Origin of the sequence: Acidovorax sp. JHL-3, assembly GCF_000526295.1 — a bacterium.
Taxonomy (GTDB): Bacteria; Pseudomonadota; Gammaproteobacteria; order Burkholderiales; family Burkholderiaceae_C; genus Acidovorax; species Acidovorax defluvii.
The window spans coordinates 451,085-471,262 of sequence record NZ_JAFU01000001.1 but is presented as its reverse complement, the minus strand read 5'-3'; the positions used below and the strand labels follow the sequence as shown (position 1 = coordinate 471,262).

General features: G+C 58.7%; 15 protein-coding genes. 11 read left to right on the top strand and 4 right to left on the bottom strand.

What is annotated here, in order from left to right:
* Window positions 1–2 precede the first annotated feature (2 nt).
* The 7 genes from K226_RS0102140 to K226_RS0102105 all read left to right on the top strand — a co-directional run bounded on the left by K226_RS0102140 (window position 3) and on the right by K226_RS0102105 (window position 8,495).
* Entirely contained in the window at window positions 3–1,178 is a 1,176-nt protein-coding gene (locus tag K226_RS0102140) for a glycosyltransferase family 4 protein (protein WP_024813231.1), read from the top strand.
* On the top strand, window positions 1,178–2,359 hold the full coding sequence (locus tag K226_RS0102135; protein WP_024813230.1) for a glycosyltransferase family 4 protein: 1,182 nt from the start codon (window positions 1,178–1,180) through the stop codon (window positions 2,357–2,359). The genes K226_RS0102140 and K226_RS0102135 overlap by 1 nt, the downstream gene beginning before the upstream one ends.
* A complete protein-coding gene (locus K226_RS0102130; RefSeq protein ID WP_024813229.1) occupies window positions 2,346–3,965 on the top strand; it encodes a glycosyltransferase family 39 protein in 1,620 nt (539 codons plus the stop codon). Before K226_RS0102135 ends, K226_RS0102130 begins: the two co-directional genes overlap by 14 nt.
* 186 nt (window positions 3,966–4,151) lie before the next feature.
* Entirely contained in the window at window positions 4,152–5,483 is a 1,332-nt protein-coding gene (locus tag K226_RS0102120; protein ID WP_024813228.1) for a putative O-glycosylation ligase, exosortase A system-associated, read from the top strand.
* Window positions 5,480–6,442 carry a polysaccharide deacetylase family protein gene (locus K226_RS0102115; RefSeq protein ID WP_024813227.1) on the top strand — a complete coding sequence of 321 codons (963 nt, stop codon included), beginning with the start codon at window positions 5,480–5,482 and terminating at the stop codon, window positions 6,440–6,442. The genes K226_RS0102120 and K226_RS0102115 overlap by 4 nt, the downstream gene beginning before the upstream one ends.
* Window positions 6,439–7,461 carry a polysaccharide deacetylase family protein gene (locus K226_RS0102110; protein ID WP_024813226.1) on the top strand — a complete coding sequence of 341 codons (1,023 nt, stop codon included), beginning with the start codon at window positions 6,439–6,441 and terminating at the stop codon, window positions 7,459–7,461. The genes K226_RS0102115 and K226_RS0102110 overlap by 4 nt, the downstream gene beginning before the upstream one ends.
* 74 nt (window positions 7,462–7,535) lie before the next feature.
* Window positions 7,536–8,495 carry a GNAT family N-acetyltransferase gene (locus K226_RS0102105; protein ID WP_238324191.1) on the top strand — a complete coding sequence of 320 codons (960 nt, stop codon included), beginning with the start codon at window positions 7,536–7,538 and terminating at the stop codon, window positions 8,493–8,495.
* Here K226_RS0102105 and K226_RS0102100 read toward each other — a convergent pair whose 3' ends face one another.
* Together K226_RS0102100 and K226_RS0102095 are read right to left on the bottom strand one after the other, a co-directional pair.
* Window positions 8,496–9,443: a glycosyltransferase family A protein gene (locus K226_RS0102100; protein WP_024813224.1), complete on the bottom strand. Its 948-nt coding sequence runs from the start codon at window positions 9,441–9,443 to the stop codon at window positions 8,496–8,498. It abuts the gene before it with no gap.
* Window positions 9,444–9,561: 118 nt separating this feature from the next.
* The gene (locus K226_RS0102095) at window positions 9,562–11,010 is read right to left on the bottom strand and encodes an oligosaccharide flippase family protein (RefSeq protein WP_035240809.1); all 1,449 of its coding nucleotides are present in this window, start codon (window positions 11,008–11,010) and stop codon (window positions 9,562–9,564) included.
* Window positions 11,011–11,346: 336 nt separating this feature from the next.
* Between K226_RS0102095 and K226_RS0102085 the strand changes: the two genes are divergently transcribed.
* Window positions 11,347–12,408, top strand: a complete 1,062-nt coding sequence (locus tag K226_RS0102085; protein WP_081739311.1) for a glycosyltransferase family 4 protein — start codon at window positions 11,347–11,349, stop codon at window positions 12,406–12,408.
* Between the two features lie 30 nt (window positions 12,409–12,438).
* On the opposite strand, the gene K226_RS19750 is transcribed toward K226_RS0102085, so the two are convergent.
* Together K226_RS19750 and K226_RS0102080 are read right to left on the bottom strand one after the other, a co-directional pair.
* Window positions 12,439–13,239: a hypothetical protein gene (locus tag K226_RS19750; RefSeq protein WP_155886488.1), complete on the bottom strand. Its 801-nt coding sequence runs from the start codon at window positions 13,237–13,239 to the stop codon at window positions 12,439–12,441.
* Between the two features lie 377 nt (window positions 13,240–13,616).
* On the bottom strand, window positions 13,617–15,551 hold the full coding sequence (locus K226_RS0102080; RefSeq protein WP_238324190.1) for a hypothetical protein: 1,935 nt from the start codon (window positions 15,549–15,551) through the stop codon (window positions 13,617–13,619).
* 1,270 nt (window positions 15,552–16,821) lie between these two features.
* On the opposite strand from K226_RS0102080, the gene K226_RS0102075 reads away from it, so the two are divergent.
* The 3 genes from K226_RS0102075 (at window position 16,822) to K226_RS0102065 (ending at window position 20,165) form a co-directional block, all read left to right on the top strand.
* Entirely contained in the window at window positions 16,822–18,270 is a 1,449-nt protein-coding gene (locus K226_RS0102075; protein ID WP_024813220.1) for a UbiA family prenyltransferase, read from the top strand.
* Window positions 18,267–18,632 carry a membrane protein gene (locus K226_RS0102070; RefSeq protein ID WP_024813219.1) on the top strand — a complete coding sequence of 122 codons (366 nt, stop codon included), beginning with the start codon at window positions 18,267–18,269 and terminating at the stop codon, window positions 18,630–18,632. The genes K226_RS0102075 and K226_RS0102070 overlap by 4 nt, the downstream gene beginning before the upstream one ends.
* A 210-nt stretch (window positions 18,633–18,842) precedes the next feature.
* Window positions 18,843–20,165 (top strand): UDP-glucose/GDP-mannose dehydrogenase family protein, encoded by a 1,323-nt coding sequence (locus K226_RS0102065; RefSeq protein ID WP_024813218.1) that lies wholly within the window; start codon window positions 18,843–18,845, stop codon window positions 20,163–20,165.
* The last annotated feature ends 13 nt before the right edge of the window (window positions 20,166–20,178 follow it).

The following is a 20,178-nucleotide window of genomic DNA, read 5'->3' as shown; positions in this document are numbered from 1 at the left end:
TCATGAAAATCCTCTACCACCACCGCACCGCTTCGAAAGATGGTCAGGCTGTCCACATCGTAGAGATGATCGACGCCCTGCGCAGCGAGGGGCACGAAGTGCGTGTGGTGGCACCAGGCGCGTCTGAAGCCAATGCGGATGCGGTGGTTCAAGGTGGTGGTCGCATGGGCAGCGACATGGATTGGGTGCATCGCCTCAAAGCCATGCTGCCCAAGGCCGCTTACGAGTTGATGGAGTTGGCCTACAACCTGGTGGCCTATCGCAAGCTGATGGCCGCCGCCCGCGATTTTCATCCGCATGTGATTTACGAGCGCTACAACCTCTTCCTGCTTGCCGGCCTCATGGTTAAAAGGCGCTTGGGTATTCCGCTGTTGTTGGAGGTGAACTCGCCCTTGGTGCTGGAGCGCTCGCAGCACAGCGGCGGTTTGGCTCTGCAGCGACTTGCCCGCTGGGCAGAAGGAACTGCATGGCGCGGGGCTGATGCCGTATTGCCCGTGACGGAAGTATTGGCTGATCATGTGCGTGCGTGCGGTGTCCCGACCGAACGCATTCATGTTGTGCCCAACGGTATCAACCGCGCGCACTTCGCCGATGCGCCGATGCCCGATGCAGCGAAGATGCGGCTCGGCCTTGAGGGAGCGGTGGTGCTGGGCTTCACCGGTTTTGTACGCGACTGGCATGGTGTGGACCGCATCATCGACTGGATGGCCTCACCCCAGGCGCCACAAGGTACGCATCTGCTGGTGGTGGGCGATGGCCCGGTGCGCGCTGAACTGGAAGCGCAGGCGCAGCGATTGGGGCTGGCTGATCGAGTGACGTTCACCGGCGTGATCCACCGCGATCAGGTGCCGTCCTTTGTTGCGGCTTTCGATGTGGCGCTGCAGCCGGCGGTTACGCCCTATGCCTCGCCGTTGAAGTTGATGGAGTATTTGGTTCTGGGCAAGGCGGTGGTGGCCCCGGCCACGCCCAATCTGCAGGAAGTGCTGACAGACGACGTCAATGCCCTGATGTTCGAGCAAGCCCTGCCCGGCGCACTGGAGAGTGCACTCACACGCATATGCACCGACACATTGCTGCGGCAACGCCTGGCCCAAGGCGCTGCAGACACCATTGACCGGTTGGACCTGACCTGGATCGGCAATGCCCGCCGGGTGACTGCCCTGGTGGAGGCTGGCTAATGAAAATCTTGCTGTTCTCTACACTACATCCCAGTTCAGCGCGCCCCATCCATGGCATCTTTGTAGAGACACGCCTGCGCGAGTTGCTCAAGACGGGGCAGGTGCAGGCCCGGGTAGTGGCGCCGGTGCCGTGGTTCCCCTTCAAGGGCCAGCGATTTGGCGAGTATGCGCAGTTCGCTGCCACCCCGCGCGTGGAGCAGCGCAACGGCGTAGAGGTGCACCACCCGCGCTATCTGCTTTTGCCCAAGGTGGGCATGAACCTTGCCCCCTTTGCCATGGCCCTGGGGGCCTTGCCCACCATCCGACGCTTGCAGCGACAAGGCTTCGACTTCGATCTCATCGACGCCCACTACTACTATCCCGACGGTGCGGCTGCTGCGCTGCTGGCCAAGTGGCTGGGCAAGCCCTTTGTAGTGACGGCACGCGGCACCGACCTGAACCTCATTCCGCAGTACCATTTTCCGCGCAAACTGATTCTGAAAACTGCCGCGCAGGCCAGCGCGTCCATTGGCGTATGCCAGGCGCTCATGGACAAACTGGGCGAATTGGGCGCCGACCGCTCCAAGCTCAATACACTGCGCAACGGCGTCGATCTGGAGCGCTTTGTGCCTGAGGACCGTGCCAATGCTCGCCAGCGTCTCGGCCTTCCGGCCAGGGGCCGTTACCTGCTGTCTGTCGGGCACCTCGTTGAGCGCAAGGGGCATCACATCGCCATTGAATCCCTGCAGTATTTACCTGGGGTGACATTGCTCATTGCCGGTGCGGGCCCAGAGGAAGCAGCCCTGAAAGATCTGGCCAGCCGCCTGGGGGTGGCTGACCGCTTGCGCTGGGGCGGTGTGGTGCCCCAAACCGAGTTGAAGTGGTGGTACAGCGCGGCCGACGTCCTGGCCTTGTGCAGCAGCCGGGAGGGCTGGGCCAATGTGCTGCTGGAGGCTATGGCTTGCGGCACGCCGGTGATAGCCACAGACATCTGGGGCACGCCCGAGGTGGTGAGCACCCCTGCGGCCGGTGTGCTGATGGCGCGTCGCGATGCGTCGGCGCTGGCTGAGGCCTGGGTGCAGCTTCACACCCAGTTGCCTGCGCGAGAGGAAACGCGCGCCCATGCGCAGACGTTCTCTTGGGATGCGACGACGCAGGGGCAGCTGCAGCTCTTTCAGAGGGTTGTAGATGTCAGGACCTGAGACGCTTTCTATCCGCGCTCCTGAGCGGCTGCTGGCATGGGTGCTGGTACTGGGGTGTGTGGAACTGCTGTTTGCGCAGGCACCCCATGGAGGCGCCTTTTACTGGAGCGACTCGCCGCGCCACGCCCTCAATGGTGTGTTCGTCATGGATCTGATCAAGGCGATGCCGCTCGACGACCCTACTGGCTATGCCTATCGGTATTACGCCCAGTACCCGGCGCTTACGATCCTGTTCTATCCACCGCTGTTTTACGCCATCAGTGCGCCTTTTTACGCGGTGCTCGGGGTGTCGCACGAAACGGCGCTGCTGGTGGTGGCACTGCACTACCTGGCCCTGGGCCTGGGCTGCTGGCGCCTGGCGCGGTATTGGCTGCCTGCCGCCCCGTCGCTCGCGTTTGCCACGCTCGTGCTCTGGCTACCCGAGGTGGCCTTCTGGGGAAGGCAGGTGATGCTCGAGGTGCCCGCCTTTGCGTTCCTGGTGTGGAGCGCCGTGGCCATGGTGGCCTATCTGCGTGGGGGGCCGCCCAGGTGGCTATACCTCGGAGCTGCGCTGCTGGTGCTGGGCATGTACACCAAGATCAGTGTGGCCTACATGGGGCTGGTCTATGCCGCCTTGATCGCGCAGCGCGACGGCTGGGCGGTGCTGCGCAATCGCCACCACTGGAGGGTGGCCGCCCTAGCTTTTTTGGGCTTGTTGCCCCTGGCAGTTCTCACCCTAAAGTTTGGCCAGGCCAACATGCAGTCGGTTACCGGTGTGGCCGACGCCGTTGCATCGCGCACCAGTTGGCAAGGCTGGGTTTGGTATCTGCAGCAGATCCCTTCGCAGGCGGGTTGGCCGCTGACGGTGCTTGGCCTGGCCGGCGCCATCATGGCCGCATGGCGGCGCATGCCAGGGCTGAGTTTCTGGTGGTTGGGTTTCGGGGTGGGGTACCTGTTCTTCTCGTCCATCGACCTTAAGGAAGCCCGCCACAGTGTTTTCTTGCTGCCATCGGTCGTCTTTTTTGCTGTGCTTTTGCTGCACACGCTGGTCCTACCCCGGCTGGGCCATTGGGCAGTCCCTGCGCTGATGCTGCTGGTGTTTGCCACCGCGGGCTTGACCGTGTGGACACGCCCGGTGTTTTATGTGCAAGGCTATTCCCAGGCAGCGGCCGAGGTGGCACGGCTTGCACCGCGTGGCAGCACGGTCATGTTCTCGGGTTATCGTGACGGTTCATTTGTATTCAACATGCGCGCACTGAAGAGCCGGCGCGACCTGCACGTCATGCGGGCCGACAAGCTGCTGCTGGGCGTGGCCGTGCGGCGGGAGCTGGGCGTGGAGCAAAAGGGCCACACCGAGGCCGATATTGCCGAAGCCATCAACGCCAACGGCGTGCACTACGTGGTCATGCAACCTGGTTTCTGGATCGACCTGGAGGCCATGCGGCGTTTTGAGCGTGTGATGTCCAGTGAACAGTTTGAAGAGGTGGCGCGCATTGCTACCCCCGCCAACCACAAGGCGCACGAGACCGAACTGGTGATTTACCGGAACAAGGGGGCGGTGTCGCCCCGCCGGCAAGGCACCGATATCGAACTGAAGATCATCAACCGGCGCATATCGGCCGACTGAGCGAAATATAGAGAGACCCACAGTGGAAGCAATTATTCTGGTGATCGACATGGGCGTCATGCTGTATTTGTGCTGGCGCTTGTTTCGTGGTCGACGCGAGAAAAATATCGACTTGGGTTTTCTGCGCTATGACGATGTCGACAGTCACCGCTGAGCCACCGGCCTCTCTTACTCACGAAAAATCCCATGCGTGATTTGGCTTTTGCCCTGATGCTGCTGGCAGCACTGCCCCTAGCGGTGGCGCGTCCTTTCAATGCCTATCTGCTGTGGGGGTGGACGGCATTGCTCGCCCCAACCACTTTCTTTTATGGATGGATGGTCGGCAACCGGGTCAATTTCTTGTGTGCCGTGCTCACCCTGGTGTTGCTGGCACTTGGGAGGGTGCCCTGGCGCGACTACCAGCCCAACAAGGTGACGTGGCTCTACTTGCTCTTGGCGGCCCACGCCACGCTGGCTTTTTTACTGGCTTACCCGGGCAATCCCTATAACGACCAGTATTTTGAGTTCCTGATCAAGGGTTTGCTGTTCTGCGTGGTCATGCCGTTCTTCGTGCGCGAGCGCGTGCATTTCCACGCCATCTTCATCGTCATTGCCCTGGGCCTGGGAATTCACGGGGTGCTCAATGGTCTTAAGACGGTGGCCTCGGGCGGTGGGCACAACATGATGGGCCCTGCGGGCACCATGCTTGGCGACCGCAATCATTTGTCCACCGCGCTGGCCGTGGTGCTGCCAGTGCTTTTTTATTTGCAGACCTACGCCGCCAATCGGCTTGTTCGCCTGGGTTACCTGGGCGCATTCTGCGTCGTGGTTCTCGCCATTCTGGGCGGCGGGTCGCGCGCCGGATTCATTGCCGTGTCGGTGGTGGGGCTGTGGCTCATCATCACCTCACGGCGCAAGGGCATGGCGCTGGTGTTGGTGGCAGGCGCTGTGCTGGCTTTCCTGGCATTCGCGCCCGATGACATCACCAGTCGCCTCACCACCATCAAAGAGGCAGGCGAAGACAGCTCCTTCATGGGCCGCGTGATCGCCTGGAAAATCAGTTCGGCCATCGCCTTGGAAAATCCCGTCTTTGGCGGCGGATTTCATGCGGTTCAGGTTCAAGCAATCTGGGACAAATTCAAAATGTCTCCGGGCTTGCTCGGTTTTTTGAATTTGCCCGTTCCGGAATTTTCCGCCAAGGCGGCTCACAGCATCTACTTCGAAGTAATGGGGGACCTTGGCCTTGTGGGCTTGGCGCTCTTTCTGTTCATCCTGTTGCGGGCGCTCTGGAACCGGCGGATCATCAAAGGCATGACAACCCAGTTGGGGGTGCATTACCAATGGGCGCGAGACATGGCAGACATGCTCATGCTGTCGGTGCTGGCCTACATGGTGGGCGGAGCCTCGGTCAGTCTGGGTTACCTGGAGGTAATCTACATGATCGTCATGCTCATGGAGTTGCTGCGCGTGCACGTAGCCCGTGCACTCGCGGCGGCCGCAGGTGAGGCCGCTGCGCTGGGTCGAAGGGGCAATACGTGATTTCCAGATTCGTCCTGCAATCGCTGTCCAAAGACAAGCTGTCGGTGTTCTTGTTTCACAAAGTGCCGCAGCAATGTGACCCGCTGGTACCGGCCGACCTGGACATGGCGCGGTTCGAGTACCTGCTGGACCACACGTTTTCCAAGTTGCACGTACTGCCGCTGGAAGAGGCCATTGGCCGTCTGCAGACAGGCACCCTGCCACGCCGCGCTGCCTGCATTACCTTTGACGATGGTTACCCCGACTGGCTGGCGGGGGTTGCCCCCGCCCTGCGCCGACGCAACTTGCATGCCACCTTTTTCATCACATCGGGCCAGTTCGATGGCGTACCACTATGGCATGAGCGCATTTTGGCGGCGGTGCGCCGGCTGTCCGGACCGTCGCTGGATATGGGTATTCCCTTTTTGCCAGCGCAGCCGGTGGCCTCCATCGACGACCGGCGTCGTCAGGTTCAGCGCCTAGAGCAAGAGTTGAAGTACCTCACCCTTTACCGCCGCGAGCAGATTCTGCAGCAGCTGGAAGCCGAAGCAGGGGTGCATTCTGCTGACGTGCCGGTGATGAGCGAGACACAGTTGCGTGACCTGCATAGCCAGGGCTTTGGTATCGGAGCACACACCGCTTTGCACCCCATCCTGGACTATTGCAATGCTGAAGAAGTTGAGCGCGAAATCGGAGGCGCCCGTGAGCGCCTCCAGGCCATTGTGCGTGGACCGGTGAACGGCTTCGCTTACCCCAACGGTCGTCCTTACGCCGATTTTTCTCGCCTGCATGTGGACGCCGTCAAGCGGGCGGGATATCGCTACGCCGTTACCACCCATTGGGGGGTTGCAGACGCTTCGACATCGCCATTTCAGATTCCACGTTTCACCCCTTGGGCAGAGCGCGATTGGCACGTGACCTTTCAACTGGTGCGCAACCTGATGACAGAGCCAATGCAGGTGCCGGAGATGGCAACATGAGTGCAACAGCGATCCTGAAGGACCTGTCGCGCACCGCGCTCTACCGGTGCGGAGCATTGGGGGCGTGGCACCGCTGGCGCAACCGCCGCGCACTCACGGTGCTGATGTTTCACCGGGTTTTACCCGCCGATCACCCGACTTTCACGCTTGCCGAGAGGGAGTTCACCTTTACCCTGGACGGTTTTTGTCGCACGCTGGACTTTGTGCAACGCCACTACAGCGTGGTGAGCCTGAACGACTTGCAGGCGGCCCGCCTGGGGCAGGCGGCGTTGCCCCCCAACCCCTTGTTGATCACCTTTGATGACGGCTGGCGCGACACCTTGACCCATGCGGCCCCCGAACTGGCGCGACGTGGTCTGCCGGCGGTGATGTTCCTGGCCAGCGAGGTTGTGGAGCTTGACAATCCACAATGGTGGCAGGACGCCCTGGTGGCGGCTCTGGCTGAGCCCGGGGCATCGGCCCGTTTGTGGGCGGCTGCCGGATGGAAAGAGAAGCCGAAAGGCAGCATTGGTCAGGCATTGGCGGCGCACTTGGGTGCCATGAAAGAGACTGAACGTCAGGCGTGGTTGGCGCAGCATGCGTCCCGCGTCTTGGGTCAGATCGTGGCACGCCAGATGGTGACACTGAGTGATTTGAGCGCCACGGAATTGAATTCTTTCGCCATAGGCGGGCACGGGCACACGCACAGCCCCTTGACCCTATCTCCCGACCCGGAGGCTGAACTGCAAGCCAGCCAGCGTTTGCTGGGCAGGTTGAATCAGCAGGTGAGAAGCATGTCGTTCCCGCATGGCGTGAGGTCAGGTGACCTGGTCTCGTTGGCGAGAAAGAGCGGGTTCGACTGGATATTCACCAGCGACCCCGTGTTGGTTGATGCCTCTCACTGGCCCAACCCAATGCCGGCCTTGGGGCGCGTTCATGTCCCTGAAAGCGCCTGGACATGCAGGGCAAACCGCATTGACCCTGCCCGCCTTGCCACGTTTCTGTTTTTTCGCCCCATACAAGGGCACCGTCTCCAATGAGCGCTCATTGCCTGCGCGTCCAGCGCAAGCCCTTTGACACACTGACAGCCGCTGAAAACGCAGGGTGGGCGAGGTTGCTGCGCGAAAGTGCCACTTCGCGCTGGGCATTCTTGTCGCCCACCTATGCCGAGGCAGCGACCATCACCCTGGGCCCGGTGGATGTGCTGCTGTTTTGGCAGAGCGACGAGTTGGTGGGTGTGATGCCCTTGCAGCGTGCGAGCGGCTGGCTGGGGCGTATGGGCATGCGAGAGCCGGTGGGCAGGCACATGACTGACTATTTCGGCCTTCTGGCTCGGCCCGGTCTTCAGCTTGATTGGCGCTCGCTGCTGCTGAAGGCGGGGGTCCCATGTCTTTATTTCACCCACCTCGACGAAAGCCAGTCGGCCCATGGACTCAAAGGTGACAGCCCGAAAAGTGGACTTCGGACCTGCATTCATCCCGCGGGCGGCGAGGCCCACTGGGAATGGCTGCGTACGCGGGACAAAAAACTTGTCAGTGACACGGAGCGGCGCGAACGAAAGCTGGTTACAGAACACGGCCCGCTTCTGTTTGAGATGCAATCAACCTCGCCTGTGCTGGATCTTGAGTCCTTAATCAGCCTGAAGAATGCCCAATACCGGCGAACCGGGCATGAGGGTGGCGCGCTGCTTGATCCAGCGAATGCGTGTCTGTTGTCCCGTTTGATGGCCTCTCAAGACACCAACTGCCAGCCCCGTCTCAGTGTTTTGCGTTGCGGCGAGCAAGTGGTGGCAGGTCATTTCGGCCTTCAGTGCGGACCGCTGTTGCACTATTGGTTTCCGGTGTACGACAACCAGTTTTCTGCCTATTCGCCAGGGCGAATTTTGTATCGGTACATTCTCCTGGCGGCGCCAGCGCACGGCATTACATGTATCGATCGGGGAGAGGGCGACTCTCCATCCAAACGAGACTTTGCCAATGAAGAACACCTGTTTTTCAGGGGGCTTGTCAGCAGCGGGGTTCGTGGCCAAATCCTGTCATTTATCCAGCGCCTGAAATGGCGGTTTTCTGCCTGATCAGGAAGTGGGCGTCTTTGCGTGGCCAGTCCAAAAAGACAGAGTGATATAGGTCAAGCAGCGCAGAGGGCGGTGCCCGCGGCGAAGGGCCTGATAGAAAGCAGCGCGTGCGACGGTTCGGTCTCCGTGCCAGTAATGGGAATATGCGTGATCAAAATGAACGCTGCCCAAGCGCTCATCGAATGACTGCGGCGATAGCCTTTGGTCATTGAGAGTGTTCAAGCCCCAGCGCATCGAGGCAGCTTTGAGCAAGTTGGCCAAGTGATTCTGCGGCGACAGTCTGTGCATAGCACTCGCACCATGGATTCGATACAAGGCCACGGGGCCGTTAAGTGAATGCATTTCAGCCACCCGCGAGGCCCTCAGCCAAAAGTCATAGTCTTCACCCAGTCGCATGGCCTCGTTGAAGCCCCCAATCGCCTCGTACACCGTGCGACGTGTTACAGCGGTGTTCATTCCCACCAACAGTCCGTCAAGCAGTCTGGTGTAAAGCCAGCCAGATCGTTCGGGGTCTGCAGCGGTGAGTCGGCTCGCATCTTCTGTCAGCGCGCTGGCTGGTGCAAACCCTCCCTCGGGCAAGGCAGGCCAGCGAACGAACTTTCCAAAAACAACGCCTGCCTCTGGGTGACTGTCGAAATACTGAACCTGGGCCATCAACTTGCCTGGGAACCAGATGTCGTCGGCATCCAGGAAGGCGATCAGATCCCCGCGCGACTGCGCCATGCCCACATTGCGCGCTCTTGATACTCCCGTCCCGGTCAGGTGAATCACTCGAATGCGGGAATCTTGAAGAGTGTACCGGTCATAGTTGTCGTCGGTGGACCCGTCGTTTATCAGCAGCAACTCCAGGTCGGTGAACGATTGTTGCAGCACGCTGTCGAGGGCTTCCTGCAAGTAGTCCTTGCCGTTTCGCACCGGAATCACGACGGAGACAAGTGGTTTGGTCATGGCTGCATTGAGGTGATAGGACGATTTCATTTCAGTAAACCCTCCATTTCGTGCAAGTGGGCGGACAAGCGGCGTAGGCCGTTTGAGTGCGCTTTGCTCCGCCTGTAAGCGCGTGCTCTCATATCTTCTGCCGCCGCCGGACCAGCTTTTTTTGCATCCGCTTCAACTCATCGGCCATTGGCAGTGAAAGCAGGAAGCAGCTGGCCAGGAATGCCGCTAGTGCGCCACAGCCCGTCACCAGAATGGTCGCCCATGGGGCAAAGTTGACGGGCATCGCTTCACGGATGCCAAGGCAAACTCCTCCCACCAGTAGAGCCTGGGCCAGCACAGGCAGGGTGCTCCGGGCCCATGTCGCCCATCCTAGGTTCAGATACCGCTCGTGAATCCATAGGTTGTAAGGCACGCTGAGCAACTGGCCGAGCGCCATTGCCAGCGCGAAGGTGCCCAGGGTGCCATCCATTAGCCACACAGCGCACGCCACTTTGGCGACTACCAACAAGGCGTTCGGGCCGATGGCGGCGTAAGGCTTGCCAACGCCCGTCAATACTGGGGCGCTAAGTGTGAACAAACTGCTGATTGCAAAGGCCAAGCACAGCCAGGGTACGGCGGGTACGGCCTGCAGCCAGGTACTGCCATACAGCAGGCTGACGATGTCGTGTGCGAGCACTGCAATGGCGGCGAGCGCGGGCAGTATCAGTGAGTTGATCAGCGACGTGGCTCTCAGGTATTCACCGGCCACTGGTCCGTTGGCGTGGTGAACCTTGGCCATGTAAGGCAAGGCGAAGTAGTTGACCGTGGGTAGCAGGGCTGTGCTGACCATGTTCACGGTGGAGTTGGCGCGACTGAACAGGCCAACCGCAGTGGGTGTCATCCACCGGCCAAGCAATATGTCGGGCAGCGCGTTATCCGCGGCCTTGAGCAAGGCTGTCAACAGGTTGCCCAGGCCGAAGTGCACGATCCCTTTGAGCTGGCTGAAGCCCGGGATCCAGGGCAATGATCGGCCCAAGGCCCATCTGGCCATTGCCCCGGTGACGATGATGTTTATCAGGTTGGCCCAGGCCATGGTCATGGGGCCAAAACCCGCAAGGGCCAGCCCCACTGAGGCGCCGAAATACACCACCGTGGCTACTGCACCGATGGTCGCCGACTTCTTTACGTCCATCTCACGCGAAATGATGGCCATTGGAATGGCGCCGAAGGGAATAAACACAAAACCCAGGGCCAGCACCTGAACCACTGGTACGACGCGTGCTTCGTGAAAGAAATGGGCCCAGTAAGGTGCGCTCAAAAACATGAGTGCGGCCACGCTCCACGATGTAATCAGTAGCACGCCCAGTGCGCTGCTCAGACTATCCGGGGTGAGCTCTTTTACTCGCTTGATGAATGATGTAACACCGAAATCTCGGAAAACATGGGCCACGGCCATCAGCACAGCGCTCATGGAAAAAATGCCAATGTCTTGCGGGCTGAGCAGGCGCGCCAGCACAATGGTCAGCACAAAATTGGCCACCAGGGCCAAGTTGCTGACGATAAATTGCAAGGCGACTTTTTGACGAACAGATGACACGTTGCCGTTTCTTCAGAGCCAGATGGCCACCTGAGCGGTGCTTGGGCTGTCAATCCTACAGGTTCGATCCTCGTTTGCACGTTTTTTATGAACGGAGCGATGTCGTCCTTAAAAAATTCGCACAGATTGCTTGCCTGCTATGTAAAGTAACCACTTGCCGATGAAAAACGCCACAAGAATGGCCGCAGCGGTGGTGTGCAGGATAGTTGGAGGTGGAGCTGTCACGCTTGAAATTTCCAGTCGTTGTTTTTGCGTGGTTGAAATTTTCCGCTATTCACGGAGCGCAAGGATTATTTTGCGCACGGAGTTCTTCTGAAGTAACGGGGGATTTGGTTCATGATTGCCGATTCAAAACGATTGAAAGTTGTTCTGATTCCACCGGAAGAATGGCTCCCAAGTATTAAAAATTTTGTCCACGGAGAATGCCCTGATCCTGTAGTGTTCTTTGAATTTCTCGCCGAACATCATGGCATTGATGTGGAGTTGATGGATCCACATGTTCCGAAGTGGATGCCTCTGGTGCACAGGCATCCCATATATAGAGGCCTGGATCCGGTTCGGGCTATCAAGGTGCTTTTTTTCCGTCGCAACGTGGATGTTGTCGTTTCTGTTTTTGAGAGTTCGGCCACCGTGCTCTCATTCCTGCGTGAATGGTTTCCCTTTAAACCGAAGTTGATCATGTGGGATATAGCGCCTGACGAGGTGTGGCGCCCCAGGCGCTGGCTGCAGAACATAACGGTTCCGCGGGTTGATAACATATTGCTGCTTTCGTCTCAGCAGCAAAGTTATCTTGAGACCCGATGGCATTCTGGAGACAAGGCCAAGATGATTTGGCAAAGCGTGGACACCCGTTTTTATGAGCCTGAACCAGCGCAGCCAATGGGGCCAGTGTTGGCTATAGGAGACGACCATGGACGCGATTGGCCAACGTTGATCGAGGCATTGGCTCCACTTGATATAGACCTCGTGCTCAAAACACGCAGCAAAATAACAATCCCAGAAGGGGCGCGCTTGAGGGTGCGCCAGATCTCCAATCGTGTGAGTTTCCGTGAACTGCGAGATCTGTACGCAAAAGCGAGTATTGTTGTTATTCCGTTGTCAGAGACGTTGAACGTGAGTGGCGTGGGTAGCGTTCTGGAGGCCATGGCAATGGGTAAAGCCTTGGTCATCAGCGATAATCCTCCTATACGGGATTACCTGGAGCCAGGAAAAACGGCAGACGTTGTGCCAGTCGGAGATGCTCTCACCTTGCGCAAGGCGGTCAAGGCGTTGCTTGCTGATCATGAGCGTATGGTTGAAATGGGGCGTTTTGCAAGAGAGCGTGTGGTGCATCTCTATGGGAATGAGGCGTTAGCTCATCGTTTTGCTGCTGCTCTTCGAAATATTTGTAGAAGTTAGTTGCTTGACGCCCATTGACCATGGCGGCACTTATTGACTGCGTAGGCGCCGTATTCTGCTGATGACCCGTCTTTTGAAAAATCTGAGTCGTGTGAAGTAGTCGAGATCAAGTCCTTCATCAACCGTGTATCCGGTGGCCCTTACCCGTACTCCACGGAGATTTAAGTTCCCGTTCTTCAAAGAGTGCTGTTGAACTGTGTGCCATAAGATTGATTCGGCATTCATTGGGATATTTTTTGTAACAATATCGTCAATTATCGATATTCTGTCGGCATAGACTTTTGCAGCACGCAGATTACACATGCATACCCTATCATTGAGTCCGCCCCAGCGCTGCCAGGTAGGTGTCAAAATATCAAATCGACCGTCAAGCAAATTTGGTAATGCATCTGCCGGAGCGAGTCTGTCTAAGTATTCAACATCCGGGCGCGCAAATAATACGGCGTCTACTTTGTCGCCCTCTGCACTTTTTATCATTTGCATCACAGCATGCAGGCTGCGATACTGGTGGATGAGGTTTCGGTGTGAGTTGACAGTTGGGTCGTTGCTCTGCAAGTCATGATGTTTAAATTTCTCAAGTAAAACTGCAACTTCCTCGTCTTTTTGCGGTGCCATGATAACCTGGTCAAACGCAAGCAGGTTTATTCCGCGGTTCTTGAACGAGCCGACTTTTTCGCCGCTCCGCGGATTATGGATGGTGGTGGGAATGTTGAAGTGCCCAAATAACTTTACTTGAGCGCCGTATTCCCTCAGAGGGTTTATTAAATTGTCGATAATGCTCCTGTGGGTCCAGGGGAGCGATCGGTTCAAGCCGAACAGGGCAATACACACGCGCATAGGTATGTTTGGTGGAATGGGACAGGTTCAGGCTAGAAATGCAACCCCCGAGGTTTGAATGTAGGCGGTCAATTGACCGGCGCTCAGGTGGAATCCGTGATCAGCCGTCAGAGGCGATCGTATGCCTATGTGTCTGTCTGGGCAACGATGGCCATGGAGGCGTTGCCTGTAGCCTGCTGCGCCTACCCGATCCACTGCATTTCGTTCCAACTGTCGTCACGTGTCGAAGACTTCCGGGTAAGAGCACCAGCGTTTGTGGCAGACCACTTTGCCCCCAATTTGTCGAAAAAAAAGGGAACGTGTTGGACACGTTCCCTTTTTGCATCCTGCCCAAGGCAGGCTTTACACGCTTGTATTACCGCATCATCCGGTCAAGGTCTTGGAACGATGGCCCAAGTCGGGTTGTTCGACATGTCGGCGTCCATCGCTGGTGTCATCCCACGCCATTTTTCGTACGTTGATCCTGCCTCAGCTATTCCACCATTGAACGCAGAGGCCAGCGCTGCACGGGCACTTGCTGCATACCCACCCGACCATGCTGGATAACCCGCAATGACCATTCCCGGGCTGCAAGTTTCACCAGGAAAGTTAGCCTGGAAAAAATCTCGCCAAGAGGTGTAGGGATTGTTGTTCGAGTTCCTGGTAAGGAAGTAGTAGCCTGCTGCATATGCAGTACAGAACCCTTGGGCTTCAGCGTTGAAACGACCCACGTTGAATTTGCTGATCCATGCCAACGTTGTGTAGGCATTTGGCTCATTGTTTTCTGCCAACTGTGCCATCACAATGCCGAAATAGTCGTTTTGCCATGGCCCGGTGACCTCTTGTTGGTCAGGCTTCGGCAATGCATTCAGCGGATAAAGGGTGGCTGCATTGGGATTCAAAGGGTATTCCTTGGCATACCAATCCAAGTTGACTTTCAGGCGGTTGTCGAAGTAGCTCTTGCGAGGATGGTTGTCTGGCAGTGCGCGATAGGTTTCACCCAGTGCACGCATAGCCCACGCCTGTCCGCGAACCTGATTGTCTTTTGCTAATCCGAGCCCGGCACCCCGGTATCCCGGGTTTGGAGTCGCTGCGTTCCAGGCAGCCCAGAACATCATTTCGTCTAAATAGAAGTTGTCTCCTGTCACCAGGTAGGGCACGTATGCGAAAGATGATTGGTGAGCCACATCCGGTGTCCAGATGGTGGTGCCGTTTACGACCGTCGGCAAGACAGGACTGGACCAGTCTGGAGTGATAGAGACATTGGGATATCGATCAAGGTCCAGGGGGTAGCCTGTGGCCTCGTCTCGATAGTGCGTGTTGACGGCAGCCGCGGCGTCAGCGTTGGCCAACATCACTTCAAGTGCGCTGGAGTCTTGGCTCAAGAGGTAATTAACCGTCCACCGGGGGTAGGGGCCAAGATCGTCGCGCCCACCTGTCATTGGGAAATAGGGCTCCACCATGACATTGCCCATTGGTCCTAACGCTGCTTGGTCAGCGCGAGCTTTGATCAAGCGGCTGTAGTCGTTGGCCAGGACGCTGGCGGGGATTTGAATGCTCAGGTCGTAATTCCAGACGGCTTTGCTTGCCATGAAATACGGCATGTTGTGGCGCACGCGGGCCTTGGGTTCCGCCAAGGCGCCGGTCCACAGCACCTTATGCCACCGCGCATGGTGGTAGTGCGTGAACTTGGGCTGGGTGTAGATCGTGCTGCCGTTGCGTTTGACGGCGAACGAGTAGGTGATGTTGCCCGGGCTGGCCGTCCAGGTACGGGTGTTCTCCATGACCACGTCGGTACGGATGCGCTGGCCGCCGTCCGTCAGGCGCGTGTGCAACCGTGCGCTCAGGTGCGGGTGCGCGGTGCCGGTGGCCTTGTTCTTGAAGGGCAGGGCGACCGTGTACTCGGTGGCCACAGCGCCAGCCAGGCGGCGGCCGGTGGTGCTGGCGATTTGCGTGACGAGTTGGCTTTGGGGTTGTGCCACCAGCGTGGCCGTGACGTTGCCGTTGGCGTCGTAGACCTGGGCTTCGAGTTCCAGGTTCCAGTCCGGCGTCGCGGGTACGCTGGGGGTGCTGTTGGCCTTCGCGCCAGGGAAGATGTTGATGATGCGTGCTTCGCCAGGCTGGACGTTGCTCAGCTGAGCGCTGAGTACGGCGAAACGGGCGGAGCCGTCGCGGTGCGACGATATTTCGTCGGTCTGCAGGGGGATGGCCGCACCGCCTACCTGAGCCACAAGCCCTTGCGATGTGTGCAACCAGTCGCCCGCTTTAAAGGGTTGACCAAAGGTGACTGGCAAGCTGGCCTGTGCCTGTGCGCTGGTGGATGCCACCTCGACACAGGTGATGGCTCCGGCAGCACAGCTGAACGGGGCCTTGGCAATCGGAGCTGGAGCTGGAGCTGGAGCTGGAGCTGGAGCTGGAGCTGGAGTCGGGGTCGGGGTCGGGGTCGGGGTCGGGGTCGGGGTCGGGGTCGGGGTCGGGGTCGGAACGATGCCTGGGGTTGCAACGATGCCTGGGGTTGCAACGATGCCTGGGGTTGCAACGATGCCTGGGGTTGCAACGATGCCTGGGGTTGCAACGATGCCTGGGGTTGCAACGATGCCTGGGGTTGCAACGATGCCTGGGGTTGCAACGATGCCTGGGGTTGCAACGGATTGTGTCGAGGGCCTAGTGGTGGGGCGTTGGCGCAGTCGCTCGAGTTCCAGAGCGGACTCGGACGCTTGCGCAGTCTCCACTCCAAGTGCAGCGCTCTCGCTGCCGCCCCCGCACGCGGATAGGGTGATTAAAAGAAGCAGGCTTGTAATCCCATCGCGACAATCGTTTCTGATTGTTCGAGGGTGAGTGGGTGCAGTGATCATGTGAATCGGACTATTCAATCGAAGGGTATTGCAGAGTTGTGGCGACACAAGGCCTATGCCGATGCCGGGTGACGCCATGGAATCAGGCGCGAATAGCGGTGCGCCAGCATTAACAGAGCCGCACAACATGCGAGGGTTTGGGGGTATTGACTACAGGAAAAGTCCGTTAAGACCTACAGCAGACGAGCGATTGTCCGAGAGGGTGTGACTTGAGACGAAACTGGTTGTCACAGGATAGAACCCAGCATTTCACTGTTTTTGCCAGTCGATGAGCTCCGTTCGGAGCACCTGGTGACGCTCTGTGAGCACGGTGCCGTGGACGTGTAAACGTGTAGCACCAAACTTAGGTTGGTTAAGCGGTTAGACGGGTTAAGTCAACGAGAAAATAACCGTCTGCTCGACAAGTCTCACTGCTGTATCAAGGTGGCTCATGCACTCCGAAGCACAGGCACGGACTGCTCCGTTCGATTGCAACATCTTTAAACATATTTGCGGAGCGCCAGACTTGGCTAGTCGAGCTGCGGCCCAACTATCAATCGCTGCGAACAGCGAGCCATGCCGGTGTGAAAATTTTAAGCCGCAATCCGCTTTTGATGCTATTGATATAATAGCTTTAAACGCTTTATCAGTAAGCGTTTTGGCCTGTTTTATGCCAGAATAACAGGGCGGCGACGCGCAGAAAGAACGGTGGATTTTTGGGGATATCTGCTACAACTTGCTTCAAATCCTGGAGGAGTGGCAGATGGGGGACACATCGAACATGCCGTTGGTCGTGGACTTGGACGGCACCCTCACGCCCACCGACACCTTGCTGGAGTCATTGGTCAGCCTGCTCAAGCATTCTCCGGTGAGCCTCCTGCTCCTGCCTTTGTGGCTTATGCGAGGCCGGGCGGGTTTCAAGGATGCCATCTCGATGCGCGTCACCATTGACGCCGAAAAAATCCCCTACTGCGCGCCGTTACTGGAGTACCTCCAAGAGGAAAAATCCAGGGGGCGCCAGATTGTCCTTGCCACTGCGGCGCACTACACAACCGCCGACCAGGTGTCCAGGCACCTGGGCATTTTTGACAAGGTGTTGGCCACCCGTGCTGGAGACAACCTGAAGGGCCCGGCGAAGCTCAAGGCGATTCAGGGAAGCGTAGGCGAGGCTTTTGTGTATGCCGGCGATTGCAAGGCCGACCTTCCCATCTGGAAGGAGGCCAGTGCGGCAATCCTGGTGGGTGTGGCGCAAAGCACGGCGGCGCTCGTGCGGCGCCAGGTGCCGATTGAGCGCGAATACCCGAAGCAGAACAGCGGCATGGCCGCGTGGCTGCGGGCATTGCGGGTGCACCAGTGGGTCAAGAACCTGTTGCTGTTCGTCCCCCTGCTCACCACGTTCGAGTTCACCGACATCTACAAGCTGGGCAGCATGGTGCTGGCTTTCCTGGCGTTCTCCTTCGCTGCGTCCGCGACCTATATCGTCAACGATCTTTGGGACCTCGACAGCGATCGTTCTCACCCCCGCAAACGCCTGCGCCCGTTTGCTTGTGGTGCTCTGCCGATTTTGCATGGACTCCTTGTGGCGGGCATTGGTCTGGTGCTGTCGCTTGTGGTGGCCAGCACCGTGTCACAAGGATTTTTCTGGATGTTGGTGACGTACCTGGGACTGACCAGTTTCTACAGCTGGGTGATCAAGGAATACGTGCTGATGGACGTGCTCATGCTGTCGCTTCTTTACACCATTCGCATACTGGCTGGATCCGTGGCGATCGGTGTGGCCACCAGTTCCTGGCTGCTGGCGTTTTCGGCGTTCCTGTTTCTGAGCCTGGCATTGGTCAAGCGCTGTGCCGAGCTGGTGTCGTTGAAAGAGGCCGGTGTGGGCGCCACCCGGGGGCGCGACTACCGGGTGAGCGACTTGGTGGTGCTGTGGCCGCTGGGTGTTGGCGCCGCGCTGTGTGCCGTGGTGGTGTTTGGCCTGTTCATCAGCGCCCCCGAAACCCAGGCACGCTACGCAACCCCGCAAATGCTGTGGCTCGTGGCGATTGGGCTGGTGTATTGGATGGCCCGCCTGTGGGTCAAGACTTCACGCGGCGAGATGCATGACGACCCCGTCGTCTATGCCGTCAAAGACCGTGGCAGCCGCCTGACGGTGCTCGCCATGATCGGCGCAGCCATGGTGGCTTTTTTTGTCACTTTGGAGCTTCAGCCATGAACACCTTTGCGATTGCCCTGTTGAGCGTCGCGCTGTCGGTGGCCGCTCAGTTCGCGCTGAAGGCCGGCATGTCGGACCAGGGGGTGCGGGATGCCTTGGCCCCGCCATATTCGCTGGGCAATGTGGCTTCAGTGATTGCCAACAAGTATGTCCTGGGGGGCTTTCTGCTCTATGGCCTGGGGGCCGTTATCTGGCTTGGCGTGCTGTCGAAGTGGGATGTGAGCAAGGCCTACCCGCTGGTCGGGCTGGGATTTGCATTGACGGTGGTGGTGGGGCTTATGCTGGGCGAGCAGGTTTCGCTGCTGCGGGCGGGTGGTGTGGCATTGATATGCGCCGGGGTTTTTTTGGTTGCGCGGTCCTGAAAAATATGCCGAAATCGCACACCCAGTCGCGCCCTCAGGGGGGGCGGCTATGCCTACTCTGATCTGTTTTTTGCCCATGTTGTATAGGACTAGCCCGTGGGCTCCAGCAGCTGGGAGGCGGACTTTCAAGAAAAAATGCGCCAGATCCTGTTGCGTTGGAATGACGCATTCATAGCGTCCGAGAGGCGCACGTTTTCTTAACGAGGCATCATGAAAATCACAGTCATCGGGACGGGATATGTGGGGCTGGTCAGCGGGGCATGCCTGGCCGAAGTGGGCAACGATGTGCTGTGCTTGGACCTCGATCTGGAGAAGATTCGGGTTCTGGAGGCAGGCGGCATCCCGATTTATGAGCCTGGCTTGCAAGACATGGTGCAGCGCAATGTTGCCGCCGGGCGCTTGCACTTCACCACCGATGTGGCGCGCGCGGTCCGGCACGGCACCATCCAGTTCATCGCGGTGGGCACGCCGCCCGATGAAGACGGCTCGGCAGATATGCAATATGTGCTGACTGCGGCGCGCAGCATTGGCCGTCTCATGACCGACTACAAGGTGGTGGTGGACAAGAGCACGGTGCCTGTGGGCACGGCCGACAAGGTGCACGAAGCCATCGCAGATGAATTGGGACAGCGAGGCGTGCAGACGCCTTTTGCGGTGGTGTCCAACCCCGAGTTCCTAAAGGAAGGCGCAGCGGTGGAGGACTTCATGCGCCCCGACCGCATCATCGTGGGCGCGTCCGATGAGCACGCCATCTCGCTCATGCGTGCACTGTATGCGCCGTTCCAGCGCAATCGCGAGCGTCTGATCGTGACAGATGCACGCAGCGCCGAACTGACCAAATACGCCGCCAATGCCATGCTGGCCACGCGCATCAGCTTCATGAACGAGTTGGCCAATCTGGCGGAAAAACTGGGTGCCGACATTGAAATGGTTCGCCAGGGTATGGGCTCAGACCCGCGCATTGGCTACCACTTTCTCTACCCGGGCTGTGGCTACGGCGGCTCGTGTTTTCCGAAGGACGTGAAAGCGCTCATCAAAACCGCGGCTGGCGCAGGCGACGTGGGCCTGAAAGTACTCATGGCGGTGGAAGCCGCCAATAACGCGCAAAAACACGTGCTTGGCCGCAAGATCAAACAGCGTCTGGGCGACGACCTCACGGGTCGGCATTTTGCGGTGTGGGGCCTGGCGTTCAAGCCCAACACCGACGACATGCGCGAAGCGCCCAGCCTTGAGCTGTTGACCGACTTGCTGGCCGCCGGTGCCACGGTCATCGTCTACGATCCGGCCGCCATGCACGAAGCGCAACGCGTGCTGGGTAACGAGCCGTGCGTTCGCTATGCGCAGTCTCCCAACGATGCCCTGGAAGGTGCGGACGCGCTGGTCATCGTGACCGAATGGAAAGAGTTTCGTAGCCCGGACTTCGAGCTCATCAAGGAACGGCTCAAGCAGCCACTCATCGTGGACGGTCGCAACCTGTACGACCCTGCGCTGGTGCGTGGTATGGGATTTGACTATCTGGCCATTGGCCGCTGAGCGACCAAGGCAG

Excerpts from the sequence above, each read along its gene's own strand:
- K226_RS0102110 (WP_024813226.1), top strand. The coding sequence starts at position 6,439 with ATGAGTGCAACAGCGATCCTGAAGGACCTGTCGCGCACCGCGCTCTAC.
- K226_RS0102075 (WP_024813220.1), top strand. The coding sequence starts at position 16,822 with ATGGGGGACACATCGAACATGCCGTTGGTCGTGGACTTGGACGGCACC.
- K226_RS0102085 (WP_081739311.1), top strand. The coding sequence starts at position 11,347 with ATGATTGCCGATTCAAAACGATTGAAAGTTGTTCTGATTCCACCGGAA.
- K226_RS0102130 (WP_024813229.1), top strand. The coding sequence starts at position 2,346 with ATGTCAGGACCTGAGACGCTTTCTATCCGCGCTCCTGAGCGGCTGCTG.
- K226_RS0102070 (WP_024813219.1), top strand. The coding sequence starts at position 18,267 with ATGAACACCTTTGCGATTGCCCTGTTGAGCGTCGCGCTGTCGGTGGCC.
- K226_RS0102140 (WP_024813231.1), top strand. The coding sequence starts at position 3 with ATGAAAATCCTCTACCACCACCGCACCGCTTCGAAAGATGGTCAGGCT.
- K226_RS0102065 (WP_024813218.1), top strand. The coding sequence starts at position 18,843 with ATGAAAATCACAGTCATCGGGACGGGATATGTGGGGCTGGTCAGCGGG.
- K226_RS0102135 (WP_024813230.1), top strand. The coding sequence starts at position 1,178 with ATGAAAATCTTGCTGTTCTCTACACTACATCCCAGTTCAGCGCGCCCC.
- K226_RS0102120 (WP_024813228.1), top strand. The coding sequence starts at position 4,152 with ATGCGTGATTTGGCTTTTGCCCTGATGCTGCTGGCAGCACTGCCCCTA.
- K226_RS0102100 (WP_024813224.1), bottom strand. The coding sequence starts at position 9,443 with ATGACCAAACCACTTGTCTCCGTCGTGATTCCGGTGCGAAACGGCAAG.